Annotated in this window: 13 protein-coding genes and 1 tRNA gene; 12 read left to right on the top strand and 2 right to left on the bottom strand. The window is 69.7% G+C overall.

The window, feature by feature from the left end:
- The first annotated feature begins 74 nt into the window (after positions 1-74).
- The 7 genes from AC3RXZ_RS15245 (at position 75) to poxB (ending at position 7,395) form a co-directional block, all read left to right on the top strand.
- Positions 75-782 (top strand): FadR/GntR family transcriptional regulator, encoded by a 708-nt coding sequence (locus tag AC3RXZ_RS15245; RefSeq protein ID WP_243229853.1) that lies wholly within the window; start codon positions 75-77, stop codon positions 780-782.
- A gap of 197 nt (positions 783-979) precedes the next feature.
- A complete protein-coding gene (locus AC3RXZ_RS15240; RefSeq protein WP_491494587.1) occupies positions 980-2,383 on the top strand; it encodes a four-carbon acid sugar kinase family protein in 1,404 nt (467 codons plus the stop codon).
- A gap of 18 nt (positions 2,384-2,401) precedes the next feature.
- A complete protein-coding gene (locus tag AC3RXZ_RS15235; RefSeq protein WP_491494586.1) occupies positions 2,402-3,292 on the top strand; it encodes an NAD(P)-dependent oxidoreductase in 891 nt (296 codons plus the stop codon).
- A 46-nt stretch (positions 3,293-3,338) separates the two neighbouring features.
- The gene (locus AC3RXZ_RS15230; protein ID WP_243229858.1) at positions 3,339-4,763 is read left to right on the top strand and encodes a GntP family transporter; all 1,425 of its coding nucleotides are present in this window, start codon (positions 3,339-3,341) and stop codon (positions 4,761-4,763) included.
- Between the two features lie 121 nt (positions 4,764-4,884).
- On the top strand, positions 4,885-5,082 hold the full coding sequence (locus AC3RXZ_RS15225) for a DUF4177 domain-containing protein (RefSeq protein ID WP_243229859.1): 198 nt from the start codon (positions 4,885-4,887) through the stop codon (positions 5,080-5,082).
- A complete protein-coding gene (locus AC3RXZ_RS15220) occupies positions 5,079-5,627 on the top strand; it encodes a DUF2165 family protein (protein WP_491494585.1) in 549 nt (182 codons plus the stop codon). The genes AC3RXZ_RS15225 and AC3RXZ_RS15220 overlap by 4 nt, the downstream gene beginning before the upstream one ends.
- Before the next feature lie 43 nt (positions 5,628-5,670).
- Positions 5,671-7,395: a ubiquinone-dependent pyruvate dehydrogenase gene (gene poxB / locus AC3RXZ_RS15215; RefSeq protein ID WP_491494584.1), complete on the top strand. Its 1,725-nt coding sequence runs from the start codon at positions 5,671-5,673 to the stop codon at positions 7,393-7,395.
- A gap of 17 nt (positions 7,396-7,412) precedes the next feature.
- Here poxB and AC3RXZ_RS15210 read toward each other — a convergent pair whose 3' ends face one another.
- Both AC3RXZ_RS15210 and AC3RXZ_RS15205 read right to left on the bottom strand, forming a co-directional pair.
- Complete coding sequence (locus AC3RXZ_RS15210; RefSeq protein WP_491494583.1) at positions 7,413-10,211, bottom strand: tetratricopeptide repeat protein; 2,799 nt, start codon at positions 10,209-10,211, stop codon at positions 7,413-7,415.
- A gap of 25 nt (positions 10,212-10,236) precedes the next feature.
- Positions 10,237-12,054, bottom strand: coding sequence for an HSP90 family protein (locus tag AC3RXZ_RS15205; protein WP_491494582.1), 1,818 nt, complete (start codon positions 12,052-12,054; stop codon positions 10,237-10,239).
- 154 nt (positions 12,055-12,208) lie between these two features.
- Between AC3RXZ_RS15205 and AC3RXZ_RS15200 the strand changes: the two genes are divergently transcribed.
- The 5 genes from AC3RXZ_RS15200 to rplA all read left to right on the top strand — a co-directional run bounded on the left by AC3RXZ_RS15200 (position 12,209) and on the right by rplA (position 15,096).
- Positions 12,209-12,281, top strand: a tRNA-Trp gene (locus AC3RXZ_RS15200).
- 40 nt (positions 12,282-12,321) lie between these two features.
- Positions 12,322-12,585 (top strand): preprotein translocase subunit SecE, encoded by a 264-nt coding sequence (gene secE / locus AC3RXZ_RS15195; protein WP_243229866.1) that lies wholly within the window; start codon positions 12,322-12,324, stop codon positions 12,583-12,585.
- Positions 12,586-12,630: 45 nt separating this feature from the next.
- Positions 12,631-13,620 (top strand): transcription termination/antitermination protein NusG, encoded by a 990-nt coding sequence (gene nusG, locus AC3RXZ_RS15190; RefSeq protein ID WP_491494581.1) that lies wholly within the window; start codon positions 12,631-12,633, stop codon positions 13,618-13,620.
- Between the two features lie 343 nt (positions 13,621-13,963).
- Positions 13,964-14,395 (top strand): 50S ribosomal protein L11, encoded by a 432-nt coding sequence (gene rplK, locus AC3RXZ_RS15185; RefSeq protein WP_491494580.1) that lies wholly within the window; start codon positions 13,964-13,966, stop codon positions 14,393-14,395.
- A gap of 11 nt (positions 14,396-14,406) precedes the next feature.
- Entirely contained in the window at positions 14,407-15,096 is a 690-nt protein-coding gene (gene rplA / locus AC3RXZ_RS15180; RefSeq protein ID WP_491494579.1) for a 50S ribosomal protein L1, read from the top strand.
- Positions 15,097-15,609 lie beyond the last annotated feature (513 nt).

Raw genomic sequence — 15,609 nt, 5'->3', positions numbered from 1 at the left:
AACGCCGCTGCCGCGTCCCCCGACACCGCCGCGCTAGCGTTGATCCATGCCCGCATCCCGGATCGAGCCGTCTCATGAAGTCTGAGCGCGTCACCCGCACCCAGGCGGTGGTCGACGGCCTGCTCGACGAGATCATCGCCGGACGCCTCGTCGCCGGTGAACCCCTCCCGCCGGAGGGGGAGCTCGCGGACGGCCTGGGCGTCTCACGGCTGACCCTGCGCGAGGGCGTGCGCCTGCTGCAGGCGCAGGGAGTGATCGTCCCGGTCCCCGGGAGCAGGCACCGGATCGCCCCGGTGGACGAATGGACGGGCCTGGAAGCGGTCGTCCGGTACTCCCGCAGCGGGGGAGCGCGCCGGCGGGCGGCGCTGGACCTGCTCGACATGCGCGTGATGTTCGAGACCGGGGCCGCCGAGCTGGCGGCGCCGCGGTGCACGGACGAGCATCTGCGCGCTCTCAAGGAGACACTGGAGCGGATGCACGCGGCGCATGCCAACGGCGACGTCCCCGGGTTCGTGGAGGCCGACCTCGCCTTCCACGACGTGATCTTCCAGGCTGCGGACAACCGCATCCTGGTCGCCTCGGTGCGCCCTCTGACCGCTCTGCTCCAGGAATCCCGCAGCGAGACGAGCGCGGTCTTCGAGATCCGGGAGCACGCTCTCGCCGAGCACGCCGCTGTGCTGGCGGCGATGCGCACGCGCTCGGCCGAGGGAGCGCGCGAGGCCATGGCCAGCCATATGCGTCAGACCCGCGCCGACCTGCTCCACTACGTCCAGGGCGCCTGACCTCCGCTCCCCGATCTCCTGCGCAGGACGCGAGACTTCCCTTGCAGAGCGAGACCGACGTCTCCACGCCAAGTCTCGCTCCGCAGGCCAAGTCTCGCGGCTCAGGCAGGGGTGGGGCGTCGGGTTTGCGGCAGTGGCGGGGGAGGCGTAAGGTCGTTATCTGATATCGGATAACACCCTCGAACGAAGGAGTTCCTGTGCACGTCGACGCCCTGCTCGCGCCGCTGCCGGCCCCCGTGGAGATCGACGCCGAGACCGTGGCGCGCGCCCGCGATGCGCGAGACGTCCTCGTCGTGCTGGACGACGATCCGACCGGGACGCAGTCCGTCGCCCATCTCCCGGTCCTCACGCGCTGGGAGCGCGACGACCTCGACGGCGCCTTCGCGACGGGAGCCGCCGCCGTCTACATCCTGACCAACACCCGTTCCCTCGACGAGGAGACCGCCGCACGCCGAAACCGCGAGATCGTCGCGGTCGCGCTCGCCGCCGCAGAGGCCGCGGGGCGACGGGTGACCTTCGTGTCGCGCAGCGATTCGACCCTGCGCGGGCACTTCCCCCTCGAGACCGATGTCCTCGCTGCCGAGATCGCCGCCCACGGCGGCATGGTGCCGGAGCTGACGCTTCTCGTCCCGGCGTTCCCCGAGGCGGGGCGCATCACGGTCGACTCGGTGCACTACTGGGTCACCGACGGCGAGGCGACGCCGGTGGGCGAGACGGCCTTCGCCCAGGACGCCACGTTCGGATTCGCCTCCTCCGATCTGCGCGAATGGGTCGCCGAGAAGACGGGAGGGCGCATCCCCGCGGATGCCGTCGCCGCTCTCACGATCGACATCATCCGCTCCGGCGTCGACGCCGTCACCGCCTTCCTGCGGGAACTGCCCGCCGGCACGATCGTCGCCGTCGACGTGGTCGACGAGTCGGACATGCGCGTCGTAGCGCTCGCGCTGAACGGTCTGAAGGAGCGCGGAGCACTGCTGCGGGTCGGGCCTCCCTACGTCCGCGCCCACATCGGCCAGGAGATCGCCCAGCCGGTCCGCGCCGAGGACATCCCGTTCGCGCACCACCGCGGCGGCCTGGTCGTCGTCGGCAGTCACGTGCCCCTCACCACGCAGCAGCTCGATGCGCTGCGTCTCGCCCGGCCGGGCACCGCCACGATCGAGCTCGACGTCCCCAGCCTCATCGACGACCGGCGCGAAGCGCACCTGGAGGCGCAGTCCCGTGCCGTGGCGGCGGCGCTCGATTCCGGGACCGTCATCGTCCACACGACGCGCGAACTGGTCACCGGAGCCACCGGGGACGCCAGCCTCGAGATCGCGCGCCAGGTGTCCGGCGGCGTCGTGGAGCTCGTCCGCCGTGTCCTCGAGATCGCGCCGCCGCGCTTCGTGATCGCGAAGGGCGGCATCACCTCCAGCGACGTCGCCAGCGAAGCGCTCCGGATCCGCCGCGCCACGGTGCTGGGACCCATGCTCCCCGGCATCGTGTCGCTCTGGCAGCCGGAGACCGGCCCTGCCGTCGGCATCCCCTACGTCGTCTTCGCCGGCAACGTCGGCGTCGCGGATTCGCTCGCCCGCGTCGTCGCGACGCTGGCCGACACCCACTGACCTCCGGAAAGGAACGAGATGACCACCACCGTCGCCGTCATCGGGCTCGGCGCCATGGGGCTTCCCATGGCGACCCGGCTCACCGAACGCTTCACCGTGCGCGGATTCGACATCGCCCCCGAGCGCGTCGCGCTCGCAGCCGATCAGGGCGTGACGCCCGCGGGCTCCGCCTCCGAGGCGGTCGCGGACGCCGAGGCCGTGCTCGTGGCCGTCCGCACCGGCGCGCAACTCGACGCCCTGCTCTTCGGAGAGGACGGCCTCGCTCCGCACCTCGCGGCGGGCTCCGTCGTCATCCTCACGAGCACCGTGGGCACCGACGGCATCGCCGACATCGCCGCACGCCTCGCCGAGCGCGGCGCCCACCTCGTGGACGCTCCGCTCTCGGGTGGCCCCGTGCGGGCCGGAGAGGGCGACCTCCTCATCGTCGTCGGCGCGACCCCGGACGCCCTCGGCATCGCCCGTCCGATCCTGGACCAGCTGGCATCCACGCTGTCGGTCGTGGGGGAGCGGCCCGGCGACGGGCAGGCGCTCAAGACCGTGAACCAGCTGCTGTGCGGCGTGCACATCGCGGCGGCCGGCGAAGCGCTCGCCCTCGCGGACGCGCTGGGGCTGGACCGCGAGAAGACGCTCGAGGCGCTCACCGCCGGCGCGGCGAACTCGTTCATGCTCGGCAACCGGGGTCCTCGGGCGCTGCAGGCCTACGACGAGGAGGGGGCCGAGGTGCTAAGCCGTCTGGACATCTTCGTCAAGGACCTCGGCATCGTCGGCGACGCGGCCCGGCGCGCTCACCTGTCCACTCCCGTGGCCGCCGCGGCCGAGCAGCTGTTCCTGCTCGGCGAGGCACAGGGCCTCGGCGCCCTCGACGACTCCGCGGTCATCCGCGTGATCGCCCCCGAACGACTGTCCTGACCCTGAAAACCGACTCGGTGCACGCGCACCGGAAAGAAGAGACCCGATGACGCTCCCTCTTCCCGCCCTGATCGCGATCGGGGTGGCGGGCCTTGCCCTGCTGCTCCTGCTGATCATCCGCTTCAAGATGCAGGCGTTCTACGCCCTGATCCTCGTCTCCATCGTCGTCGGCCTCGCCGCCGGTCTGCCGATGACGACGGTCCCCGCGACTGAGACGAGTCCGGAACAGCTCGGCATCATCCAGGCGATCATCGCCGGGGTCGGCGGAACGCTCGGCTCGGTCGCCGTGCTCGTCGCGCTCGGATCGATGCTCGGCAAGATCATCGAGCTGTCCGGCGGAGCCGAATCGCTCGCCGGCAAGTTCACGTCCTGGCTCGGGCCCAAGCGCGTCGGCATCGCCCTCGTCGCGGCCGCCGGCATCCTTGCGATCCCGGTGTTCTTCGACGCCGGATTCATCATCCTCGTCCCGATCATCTTCGCCTTCTCGAAGATCGCCGGGCTCAATCCGATCAAGTTCGGACTGCCCGTGGCCGGCATCATGCTGGCCGTGCACGTCGCCGTCCCGCCCCACCCCGGCATCGTCGGCGGCGCGACGATCCTCGGCGCCGACATCGGCTGGGTGCTGATCTTCGCCCTGATCATCTCGATCCCGCTGGCCGTGCTGTCCTATCTCGTGTCGAAGTTCCTCAACCGTCGCGAGTTCGCGATGATCGAGGCCACCAAGGAGATGTTCGAGGCCTTCGGGTCCGAGCAGGCGTCCCCGAACGCCGGACTGCGCGAGGGCGAGAAGGCCCCGAGCGCGTACACGGTGCTGTCGATCATCCTGCTGCCGCTCGTTCTCATCATGCTCGGCACCGCCGTCGCGCCGTCCTTCGACGAGGGCACGTTCTGGCACGGCTTCCTGTCGATGATCGGGCAGCCGATCTTCGCGCTAATGGTGGCGATCGCCTTCGCGATGTTCCTGCTCGGCGTGCGCCGCGGCTGGTCGGGCGCCAAGCTGGGCGAGGTCATGGAGTCGGCGCTCCCGAGCGCCGCCGTGATCATCCTCATCACCGGTGCGGGAGGCGCGTTCGGTCGCATCCTCACCGAGACCGGGATCGGCGGAGCCGTGGCCGAGGTGCTCGCGGACACCGGGATGCCGCTGCTGCTGGCCGCGTTCCTCATCTCGCTCATCATGCGCGCGGCGCAGGGCTCGGCGACGGTGGCCATCACGACCACGGCGGGCCTGCTGCTGCCCACCGTCGCCGTCCTCGGACTCGACGCCGTCCACATCGCGCTCGTGGCGGTCGCCATCGGCTACGGGGCGCTGGGGCTCAGCCATGTCAACGACTCCGGCTTCTGGGTGGTCACGCGCTACCTCGGGCTGTCGGTCAAGGACGGCCTTCGCACCTGGACGCCCCTGACGACCGTGCTGGGTGCGGCTGGCTTCCTCCTCACCTGGCTGCTCTACGCGGTCATCCCGATGGGCTGACCTGCGCGAGGACAGAGGTCCCGGCATCCGCACCAGGATGCCGGGACCTCTGTCCTTCCGCCGTGCGCTCCCGCTAGCATCGGGGCAACCGGTCTCCGGGGCCGAGGACGGGAGGGACGTCATGCCGACCGCGGAATACGCCTTCGTCAGCGTGCCGCTCGTGCGCCGTCGCGACGGCTGGGACTTCGCCTTCGACTACCGGAGCGTCATCGGCGAACGCGCCGCGGAGGGGTGGGAGTTCGTGCAGCTGATCCCGCTCGCCGAGCACACCGAACCGCGATGCGATCTCGTCTTCGTGCGAAAGGACCACCCGCAATGAGGCATCCCCTGCGCCTGCTCCAGGCCTTCGTCGTGTTCATCGCCGGACTCTTCGGCCTGTTCGTGTTCGCCGGCAACCTGATGGACTACGACTCCAACTACCAGTTCGTCGTCCACGTGCTCTCCATGGACACCACGTTCGAAGGCAACGCCCTCATGTGGCGGGCCATCGACAACCCCGTGATCCACACCATCGCGTACATCGGCATCATCGCCGCCGAAGGCGTGTTCGCGTTCCTCGCGCTCTACGGCGGTGTCCTGCTGTTCCTGCGCCGCGGTGCGGACGTCCTCGCCTACGACAAGGCGCGGTTCTGGGGCTACGCCGCGTTCGCGCTCGGCTTCGCGATCTGGTTCATCGGCTTCGTCGTCATCGGCTCGGAATGGTTCGCGATGTGGCAGTCCAGCACGTGGAACGGCAAGGAGACCGCCATGGGCATCGTCACGGTGTGGACCGGGTTCGCCGTCCTCCTGGCACTGAACGAGCCGGCCGCCGTGAGCGCCGGAACCCGGGAGCCGGCTGACCGATCTGCCGCCGAGCGCGTCTGAGGCATCCGGCCTCATCGTGACGCAGGCGGCGTAGGGTCGGACCATGGCCACTGTCGCTGAGAACATCGTCACGAACCTGCGCGCCAACGGGATCGACCGGGTCTACGGCATCCCCGGCGACTCCCTGAACGGCTTCACCGACGCCCTCCGCAAGGACGGGACCATCCGCTGGGTGCACGTCCGCCATGAGGAGGCCGCGGCGTTCGCCGCCGCAGCGGATGCCGCGACCACCGGAGAGCTCGCGGTCGTCGCTGGGTCGTGCGGACCGGGGAACCTGCACCTCATCAATGGGCTGTACGACGCGAACCGGTCCCGGGTGCCCGTGCTGGCGATCGCCGCGCACATTCCGACGACCGAGATCGGAACCGGGTACTTCCAGGAGACGCACCCGCAGGAGCTGTTCCGCGAATGCAGCGTCTACGTCGAGTACGTCTCGGACGCACGGCAGATGCCCCGGCTGCTCGAGATCGCCATGCGCTCCGCGATCGAGCAGCGCGGCGTCGCGGTGCTGGTGATCCCCGGGGACGTCGCGCTGGCCGACATCGGCGACGACCGGGCCACCGTCATCGAACGCGCCCGGCCGGTCGTCGTACCCGGCGCCGAGGAGCTCGAGCGTGCGGCGACGCTGCTGAATGCCGCCAGGAAGGTCACGATCCTCGCGGGAGCGGGGGTCGAGGGAGCGCACGACGACGTCATCGCGCTGGCCGACCGTCTCGGCGCGCCGATCGTCCACGCCCTGCGCGGCAAGGAGTTCATCGAGTACGACAACCCGTTCGACGTGGGCATGACGGGCCTGCTCGGCTTCGCCTCCGGTTACCGCGCGATGGAGGCTGCCGACGCCCTGCTGGTCCTCGGCAGCGACTTCCCGTACGAGCAGTTCTATCCGGAGGGCGCGACCACGATCCAGGTCGACATCCGGGGAGCGCAGCTGGGCAAGAGGCATCCGCTCGACCTCGGCCTCGTCGGGGACGTGCGCGCCACCGCGCAGGCACTGCTGCTGCGTCTGGCGGAGAACACCGACCGCTCGCATCTCGAGGACGCCACGACGCATTACCGCAAGACGCGCAAGAAGCTCGACGAGCTGGCGGTGCCGTCCCGTGGCCGGGCTCCGATCCATCCGCAGTACCTCGCGAGACTGCTCGACGAGCAGGCCGACGACGATGCGATCTTCACGGCGGACGTCGGGTCTCCCACAGTCTGGGCCGCCCGCTATCTCACCATGACCGAGCACCGGCGCCTGATCGGATCGTTCAACCACGGCTCGATGGCCAACGCGCTGCTGCACGGCATCGGCGCGCAGGTCGCGCACCCCGACCGTCAGGTCGTCGCGCTGGCCGGCGACGGCGGACTGGCGATGATGCTCGGCGAGCTGATCACCCTCACCCAGAACCGCTTGCCCGTGAAGACGATCGTGGTGAACAACTCGTCGTTGAACTTCGTGGAGCTGGAGATGAAGGCGGCCGGCTTCGTCACCTACGGCACGGACCTGGAGAATCCGGACTTCGCTGCCGTCGCGAACGCCCTGGGCATCTTCGCGCGCCGGGTCGAGCGGAGCGAGGATCTCCCGGATGCCGTGCGGGAGGTCCTCGCCCACGACGGTCCCGCACTGCTCGACGTCGTCACGGAACGCCAGGAGCTCTCCATGCCGCCGGCGATCGAGGCGTCGCAGGTGAAGGGCTTCGCGCTCTACGCCATCCGCACGGTCCTCTCGGGGCGCGGCGACGAGCTGCTCGATCTCGCCAGGGCGAACTGGCGTCAGCTCTTCTGAGGTCGGCGGGCGGTCGCTCAGGCCTCGGCGACGGCCCGCGCCTCGGCGGCTTCGGCGGTGCGTCCGAGGCCTTCGAGCACGTCGCCGAGCTCGAGCGCGGCGACCTGCCGCAGCGGCGGGATCTCCGCGGCGTGCTCGAGGACGGTGCGATAGATCGCCACCGCGTCCTCACCGCGCTCGTTCCCCGCCAGCACGCGGGCGGCGAACAGCTCGGAGCCGCCGGCCGCTCCCGCATCGCCGACACCGAGGAAGCCGTCGGCAGCGGTGAGCGCGGCGGCCACCGCCTCGTCGACGCGTCCGAGGGATGCGAAGGCGCGCGCCCGCGAGTCCGTGACGTCGGCGAGCAGCCAGCCCGCCTCGTGCTCGGTCGCGAGGGAGGCCACCTCGTCGAACAGGCCGAAGGCCCGTTCGTCCTGCTCGGAGGCATAGGCCTGCGCGAGATTGTGGAGCACCTCCGACAGGGCCCCGACGGCGTCAGGGGACCGACGGACGATCTCGGCCGCCTGCTCGAGGGACTCGATCGCGTCGTCGTGCTCATCGAAGCGGGCGAGGATCTTGGCGCGCTCGGTGAGCGACATCGCCTGGTCCGGTCCTTCTCCCGCGGCGCCGTACAGCTCCGCGGCGTAACCGAAGGCGCCGACTGCCTGACCGTACTCGCCCGAGGCGGTGAATGCGCGGGCGAGCATCGCGACGGTCATCGCGCGGGAGCCTTCGGGGACCTCGGCCTCCTCCTCGCGTCGCAGTACGTCGCCGAACAGCTCCGCCGCCTCCGCGGCATCCCCGGCCGACAGCATGGCGCGCGCGAGGCGGAAGTCGATGCCGGAGAGGTCGCCGCCGTCCTGCTGGACGAGGTGAGAGGCCGTGCGGTAGCGGCTCACGGCCTGGTCCGCCTCGTCGGCGTCCTCCCAGAGCGCCCCGGCGAGCATGTGCGCGGCGGCGAGGCTGCCGCTCGCCCCGATCGAGGCGAGGATGCGGCAGGTCTCGTCGGCGTCGGCGGCCCCCGGCGCGAACTCGCCCTGTCCTCCGCGGATGCGCGCGCGGATCTCCAGCGCTCGCGCACGGTGCCCGTCGCCGAGGAACTCCTCGGCGAGCAGTCGGTCCAGGTGGCCGAGCGCGCGCTCGAGCTGCTCGGTCTGCAGCAGCGCGAAGACGGCGAGCAGGCTCGTGCCGTGAACGCGGCGCGCATCCCCGGCTTCGGCGAAGCCGCGGAGCGCGCGCTCGGCGAGATCGAGGGCGGCGTCGAACTCGGACTCCTTGAGATGCAGCGACGCACGCGTGATCGCGAGGTCGCCGCGCGACGCGGCCGGCAGCGCCTCGTCGTCCGCGAGCTCCCGGTCGAGCGCCGCGACGGCGTCCGGTCCGTCCTCGCCGAACATCGCCAGTCCCAGCCGCTCCTCGAGCGCCGCCTGGGCCTCGTCGCCCGCGGCCCGCAGGGCGGCGATCCGATCCGGGAGGAACGCGCGGGCCTCGTCCTCGCGCTCACCGGCGACGAGGACGGCCAGGCGGATCGCGTTCAGGCGCGCGGTCTTCGCGGCATCCGTCACGTCGAAGGCATGGGGCAGGGCGCTCAGCGTGTCGCTCTCGGCGCCGTAGTCGGCGAGCTCGACCACGCGCGCATACCACGCATCGGCATCGGCCGGATATGCGGCGGCCACCGGCTCGACGAAGGCGTCGGAGCGGATCGGGACGTCGTAGGAGGCCTCGGTCAGCCCGCGCAGACGGCGCAGCCGGCCGGCATGCGCGTCCCCGCCGTCGCGGGCGTCGAACTCGCGGGCGATGCGCTCGGCGGCCGACCACGCCGCGGCGGCGAGCTCGGCGGCGGACCAGGCGCCCTCGTGCTCTCCGAAGAACGGCTGCAGCGCCGCGGCGTCCGCGCCGCGCACGGGGGTGTCGCCGTGTCCGGCAGCCGTCACGCGGTCCAGGGCGAAGGCGATCGCCCCCAGGGCGGTGAAATGGGCGTCGACGTTCAGACCGTCGTGGGCGAGCCAGGGCAGGTGCCGTTCGACGAGCGACAGGGCGCGGGCCTCGTTCCCGCTGACGGCGCAGAAGACGACGTTGTTCGCGACGATGGTCAGGTTGTCCGGGTTGTCCTTGGCAAGGCGGTAGCTGCGCAGGTGGGCGGTCTTCGCCTCGTCCAGGCGACCGGCCCGCAGGTACGGCAGCAGCACACGGGAGAGGGCGTGCTCGGGCTCCTCGCCGCACGAGAAGCCGCCTTCGATCATCTCCTCCACGAGGCGGATGGCTTCGGCATCCCGATCCGTGTCGACGAAGAAGCCGGCGACCTGGCTGCGGCTGCACGCGTCGCAGTGACTGTAGTCGTCGCGCGGCGTCGCCTCGAGCTGCACGCGCAGCTTCTCGGCCTCGTCGAGGCGCCCGGCATCCCAGGCGTCCTCGAATCGGGCGGTCAGGACGCCGCTCATCCCCAGCCCCGCCTGGCGGTAGTGGGCCTCCATGTCGTCGAGGACGGCGGAGATCTGCTCGGAGGCGAACGCGGGGGAGGAGCGCAGCGCGGAGGCCATCCACTTGAACTGCCACATCAGGTCCGCGCCGCCGTTGTCGATGTCGGCGGGGAAGCGGGCCGGATCCGCGTCGTGGCGCGCGAGGCACCAGGCGAACGAGTTCAGCATCACGTCGGTCGCGCCGCCCATGTTGGCCGACGCGGTCTGGCGCATGCGCGCCTGGTACTCGAGTCGGTCGTCCCCGATCTCCTGCGCCAAGGCGACGGCCTGGGAGACGAGTGCCTGTTCCGCAGGACCCCACGGTGTGCGGTCGATCTCCTCGAGGAGCTGCTGGAACTGCTTCTTGGGACGTGCCATCGGATACCCTTCTTCGGCGGCGTGATCAGCGGGGGTCGTCGATCGTGTCGACGTCGAGCCCGGCGGACAGGGAGACGAGGTCCGCGAGCGCGGTCGTCATCAGCCCGCGGTCGGCGTCGGAGAGCGGATGGTGGCCCGCCAGCAACGCCTGGATGTACAGCAGCTGGACGGTGCGGGCGAAGACCGCGTCGTCGCGCACGCCGGTGAGCGAGCGGACCACGCGGTTGGACCAGTTCAGGCACAGCCGGGCACGGAGATCGTCCTCCCGCCCGGCGGACAGCGTGTCGTCGATGCGCGCAAGCACACCGCCCCACAGCGCTCCCGTGATCCCCTGGGTGCGCCCGCGGTCGAGAGCGCGCAGCACCTCGGGGTCGGCGACGTACAGTCCGGTGAGCTCCGGCCGATCGATCGAACGCACCACGACCGAGCAGTCGGATGCCGCGAGCACCGCGCCCGCCCGGTCCTCCAGGGCGATGGCTGCGGCGCGGTCGTCCAGGGGCGGCGGGTCGAGCCGGTCGAGCTCCCCGGACACGTCCACCTTCTCGACGGTCACGTGCGGGTACAGTTCGGGCAGCATCCGCACGAGGTCCGCGTCGTAGAGGTAGCCGCCGTTGACCAGCACCTCGGCGTTCGGCGAGATCCCGGCGACCTGACGGAACTCGTCGACGGTCTGCGCGTACCTGACGTGAGCGAACTGCTCGACGAGATCGCCGATCCGCAGGGTGCCATGGGTCGTCTCGACGGTCAGCCAGCGGGTGATGAACGCCGCGAGCTCCTCGTCGTGGCGCACGAGCGACTTGAGCCCGACTTCGTGGATCGCGACGAACTGCGCCAGCCGGTGCGGTTCGCGCAGACCGAGTTCGAGGATCCAGCGTCGGATCCCGGCCCCGAGCTGCTCCCTCACGCGCTCGAGCGCGGCGTCCTCGACGAGGGACTCCCGGCTCGCGGTCGGCGCGAGGCCGGTGGAGTCTACGACGGCCCTGACGAAGAACGCCCAGTCGGGCAGGACGTCGTCGGCACGCTCGGAGAGCAACATGCTGCCCAGATACATGCGTGTGGCCTGGCGCGAGCCCGGGGGCGGCGCGAACGGCAGGACGTAGGCGAGACCACGGGTGCCAGTGGCCGGCTCTGCGAGCTCGATGACGTCGAGCGGCGTGGAGCCGACGAGGTCGCGGCCGTACTGGACGGCGGAGTCGGGATCTGCACGCGCATCCAGGAACGGTGCGGGCCGGGTCAGGTCGATGTCTCCGGACGCCGTCTCCAGCACGACCCGCACGGGAAGGAACTCCCCGAAGACGGTCGCGAGCTCGCGCACCGCGGCCGGGCGCAGCAGGTCGTCGGCGTCGAAGCGGGGGATGAGGTGCACGCTCGTGCCGATCGGAAGCTCCTCGTCGAGCTCGGCGACCTGGAACGTGCCGTCGGCGCTGCCGGTCCACTCCACGCTCGCGCCGCCTCGGGCGCTGCGCGAGCGGATGACGATCGTGTCGGCGACCATGAAGCAGCTGAGCAGACCGATCCCGAACTGACCGAGGTAGTCGCTGCGGGGGAGGTCGAAGATGTCGCGCTTGGAGCTCCGCCCGACGGTGGCGAGCAGCTCGGCGACCTCGGTGGCGTCCAGGCCCACGCCGTCGTCGCGCAGGACGAACTCACCGGATGCCTCGGTCAGCGGGGTGATACGAATGGTGCCGCCGGCCCCGTCGACCTCGCCGCGGGCGGCGATGGCGTCGCGGGCGTTCTGAAGCAGCTCCCGCAGATACACGCGCGGACTGGAATAGATGTGGCGGCTCAACAGGTCCACGACACCGCGCAGATCGACCTGGAACTGCTGGATCTCCCCGTGCACGACGCCCTCCCTCGACCGACTGACGAGCCTAACAGGACGGGCTCTGTTCGCCGGGCCCCGTGGGATGCCCTACACTGGTGGAGCAGTTGTCTGCATTGTTTCGCCGTGCCCACGGGTGCAGAAGCGATGCAGATCCAGGGGCCTCATGGTCTCTAGGGCGGTAGCTCAATTGGCAGAGCAGCGGTCTCCAAAACCGCAGGTTGCAGGTTCGATTCCTGTCCGCCCTGCGCGTCAGCGCCACGCTGGCACACGAAAGGTACATTCAGGATGGATCAGGACGAACCGCGCGGCGAGGTCGTCGCGGCAGGCGGCGCAGCCCGTGTCAAGAAGCTGGGCTTCTTCGGCCGCATCGCGCTGTTCTTCCGTCAGGTCATCGGCGAGCTCCGCAAGGTCGTCACGCCGACCCGCAAGGAACTGGTCAAGTTCACTCTTGTGGTCCTCGTCTTCGTGGTGATCGTGATGGCCTTCGTCTACGGCCTGGACACCGCCTTCTCGTGGCTGACGACTCAGGTCTTCGGGGTTCCGCAGTAACCCCCGAAAGCGGTCTGCGTGCCGCAGTGAATGGAAAGAAACAACGTGTCTGAACGATATTCCGACGACGCCGACTGGGCGACCGCCGCGGAGCAGTCCAGCGAGGACGACGAGGCGCAGGAGGGCAACGTCCTCTCCGCCGAGGAGTCCTCGGTCGCTCCGGCCGAGCACGTCGCTCTGCATGTCGAGGGCGACGACGAGGAAGACGACACGGATGACGACATCGACATCGACGACCCGGAGGCGGACGCGATCGTGAACGACGCTCTCAACCTGGACGAGGCGGCTGAGTCCGAGGCCGCCGCTGAAGTCCTGAACGACTCGGTGGCCGAGGAGGTCGCCGACCGCGAGGCCGCGGTGGCCGACGAGGTCGCCCCCTACGACGGTCCCGACGTGAACGGCGACGACGAGGCGGACCCCTACGAGGAGTTCCGTCAGGATCTGCGGATGCTGCCCGGCAAGTGGTACGTCATCCACTCGTACGCCGGCTTCGAGCGCAAGGTCAAGGCCAACATCGAGCAGCGCAAGTCGACGCTCGAGGTCGAGGACGACATCTATCAGGTCGAGGTCCCGATGGAGGACGTCGTCGAGATCAAGAACGGCCAGCGCAAGATGGTCACGCGCGTGCGGATTCCCGGTTACGTGCTGGTGCGCATGGAGCTCAACGAGGACACCTGGTCGGTCGTCCGCCACACGCCCGGTGTCACCGGGTTCGTCGGCAACGCGCACAACCCCACCCCGCTGCGCTTCGAAGAGGCCTTCAACATGCTGAAGTCCCTCGTCGAGGTCAAGGACGTCCCCACCGCGAAGAACGTGCAGGCCAAGGGCGGCGTCGCCGTCGCCCGTCCGGTCGCCGCCGAGGTCGACTTCGAGATCGGCGAGACGATCACGATCAAGGAGGGCTCGTTCGCCGGCCTTCCCGGTTCGATCAGCGAGATCAAGCCCGAGAGCGGCAAGCTCACCGTCCTCGTGTCCCTCTTCGAGCGCGAGACCCCGGTCGAGCTGTCGTTCGACCAGGTCACGAAGATGTTGTGACGACTCGGATCAATGCTGCGCAGCAGCGTTGATGCGAGGGCGTCACAAGGTTGAGTGAGCGAAGCGAGTCGAAACCAGCGCCTTTTCTATCAATGCTGCGCAGCAGCGTTGATGCGAGGGCGTCACAAGGTTGAGCGAGCGAAGCGAGTCGAAACCATCGCCTTCCTGGAACGGCCGTCCCGATCGGGGCGGCCGTTCTCGTTCGTCCACGGCATCCGGCCGCATCGGGTAGACTTGCCTGGTTTGTGCGCCGCTTCCGCGCGCGCAGACGACCACGACCCGGATTCGCCGGGCCCGTGGGAGAGCGCATGCACACGGCATCCGCTCGACGAAAGGAAAGAGAATGGCACCGAAGAAGAAGGTGACCGGCCTGATCAAGCTTCAGATCAACGCCGGTGCTGCCAACCCGGCGCCGCCGATCGGCCCCGCGCTCGGTCAGCATGGCGTCAACATCATGGAGTTCTGCAAGGCGTACAACGCCGCGACCGAGTCGCAGCGCGGCAACGTCATCCCCGTGGAGATCACCGTCTACGAGGACCGCAGCTTCACGTTCATCCTGAAGACCCCGCCGGCTGCGGAGCTCATCAAGAAGGCCGCCGGCCTGCAGAAGGGCTCGGCGACGCCGCACACGGTCAAGGTGGGCAAGATCACCAAGGACCAGGTCCGTCAGATCGCCGAGACCAAGCAGGCCGACCTCAACGCGAACGACATCGAGGCCGCCTCGCAGATCATCGCCGGCACCGCCCGCTCCATGGGCATCACGGTCGAGGGCTGAGGAGAACAATCATGGCTACCAAGTCCAAGGCATACCGCGCTGCCGCCGAGAAGATCGAGGCAGACCGTTTCTACACTCCCGCCGAGGCCGTCGCCCTGGCGAAGGAGACCGGCTCGTCGAAGTTCGACGCGACCGTCGAGGTCGCACTGAAGCTCTCGGTCGACCCCCGCAAGGCGGACCAGATGGTGCGCGGCACCGTCATCCTGCCGCACGGCACGGGAAAGACCGCGCGCGTCATCGTGTTCGCCACCGGTCCCGCGGCCGAGGCTGCGATCGCGGCCGGCGCTGATGAGGTCGGCGGCGCCGAGCTCATCGAGAAGGTCGCCGGCGGCTGGACCGCGTTCGACGCGGCCGTCTCGACGCCCGAGCTCATGGGCCAGGTCGGTCGTCTCGGAAAGGTGCTGGGCCCCCGCGGTCTGATGCCAAACCCGAAGACCGGCACGGTGACCCCGAACCCGGCCAAGGCCGTTGAGGACATCAAGGGCGGAAAGATCGAGTTCCGCGTCGACAAGCACGCCAACGTGCACTTCGTCGTCGGCAAGGCGTCGTTCTCCGCCGAGCAGCTGGGCGAGAACATCGGCGCCGCGCTCGAGGAGATCGTGCGCCTGAAGCCGTCGAGCTCGAAGGGCCGTTACATCCAGAAGGGTGCGGTGTCGACCACGTTCGGCCCCGGCATCCCGCTGGACGTCAACGCCATCTGAATCGCGTCGCTCGAAGGGCCCTCACCTCGGTGGGGGCCCTTCGTCGTGCTCGGGATGTCGCGGGATCCCGCGATTTTCCGCGCGACACGCCAGGCGGAGGCCCCGATTTGCCCGGCCCGGGGATCCTGCGTAAGTTATTACCTGTTCGCCCCACAGGGAAGCGGAAAGGCCGAGAGCCTCACCCCCCTCAAGCGGAGAACCACCCCCGATCCTTCTCACTCTTGAGAGTCCGGACCATCGCGTCTAGGATGGGGGATCCACCTCGTGGTACGCGGTCGACGGTCGCGCAGCGGATCCTGGATCCGCCGGCGCCGATTTGACAGGCTCCGCGAAACGGATAAGCTAGAGAAGTTGTCTCGAAGCTCGAAGAGCTTCGGTGAACGGCTCTGGTCCCGGGTCTTCCGGCATGTCGATTTGACAGCCTGAACGACGCGGATAAGATAGAGAAGTTGCCCTTCGGGCCTGGTTGTGATGGCTGGGTCGGGGGAGCGTCTGATCCTTGAGAACTCAACA

Source organism: Microbacterium cucumeris (assembly GCF_058349845.2).
The sequence above is the reverse complement of the archived record's forward strand: the minus strand, read 5'-3'. Positions and strand labels throughout refer to the sequence as shown.

Coding starts and splice junctions, on each gene's coding strand:
- AC3RXZ_RS15225 (WP_243229859.1), top strand. CDS start 4,885: ATGCCGACCGCGGAATACGCCTTCGTCAGCGTGCCGCTCGTGCGCCGT.
- poxB (WP_491494584.1), top strand. CDS start 5,671: ATGGCCACTGTCGCTGAGAACATCGTCACGAACCTGCGCGCCAACGGG.
- secE (WP_243229866.1), top strand. CDS start 12,322: ATGGATCAGGACGAACCGCGCGGCGAGGTCGTCGCGGCAGGCGGCGCA.
- AC3RXZ_RS15220 (WP_491494585.1), top strand. CDS start 5,079: ATGAGGCATCCCCTGCGCCTGCTCCAGGCCTTCGTCGTGTTCATCGCC.
- rplK (WP_491494580.1), top strand. CDS start 13,964: ATGGCACCGAAGAAGAAGGTGACCGGCCTGATCAAGCTTCAGATCAAC.
- rplA (WP_491494579.1), top strand. CDS start 14,407: ATGGCTACCAAGTCCAAGGCATACCGCGCTGCCGCCGAGAAGATCGAG.
- AC3RXZ_RS15245 (WP_243229853.1), top strand. CDS start 75: ATGAAGTCTGAGCGCGTCACCCGCACCCAGGCGGTGGTCGACGGCCTG.
- AC3RXZ_RS15230 (WP_243229858.1), top strand. CDS start 3,339: ATGACGCTCCCTCTTCCCGCCCTGATCGCGATCGGGGTGGCGGGCCTT.
- AC3RXZ_RS15210 (WP_491494583.1), bottom strand. CDS start 10,211: ATGGCACGTCCCAAGAAGCAGTTCCAGCAGCTCCTCGAGGAGATCGAC.
- AC3RXZ_RS15235 (WP_491494586.1), top strand. CDS start 2,402: ATGACCACCACCGTCGCCGTCATCGGGCTCGGCGCCATGGGGCTTCCC.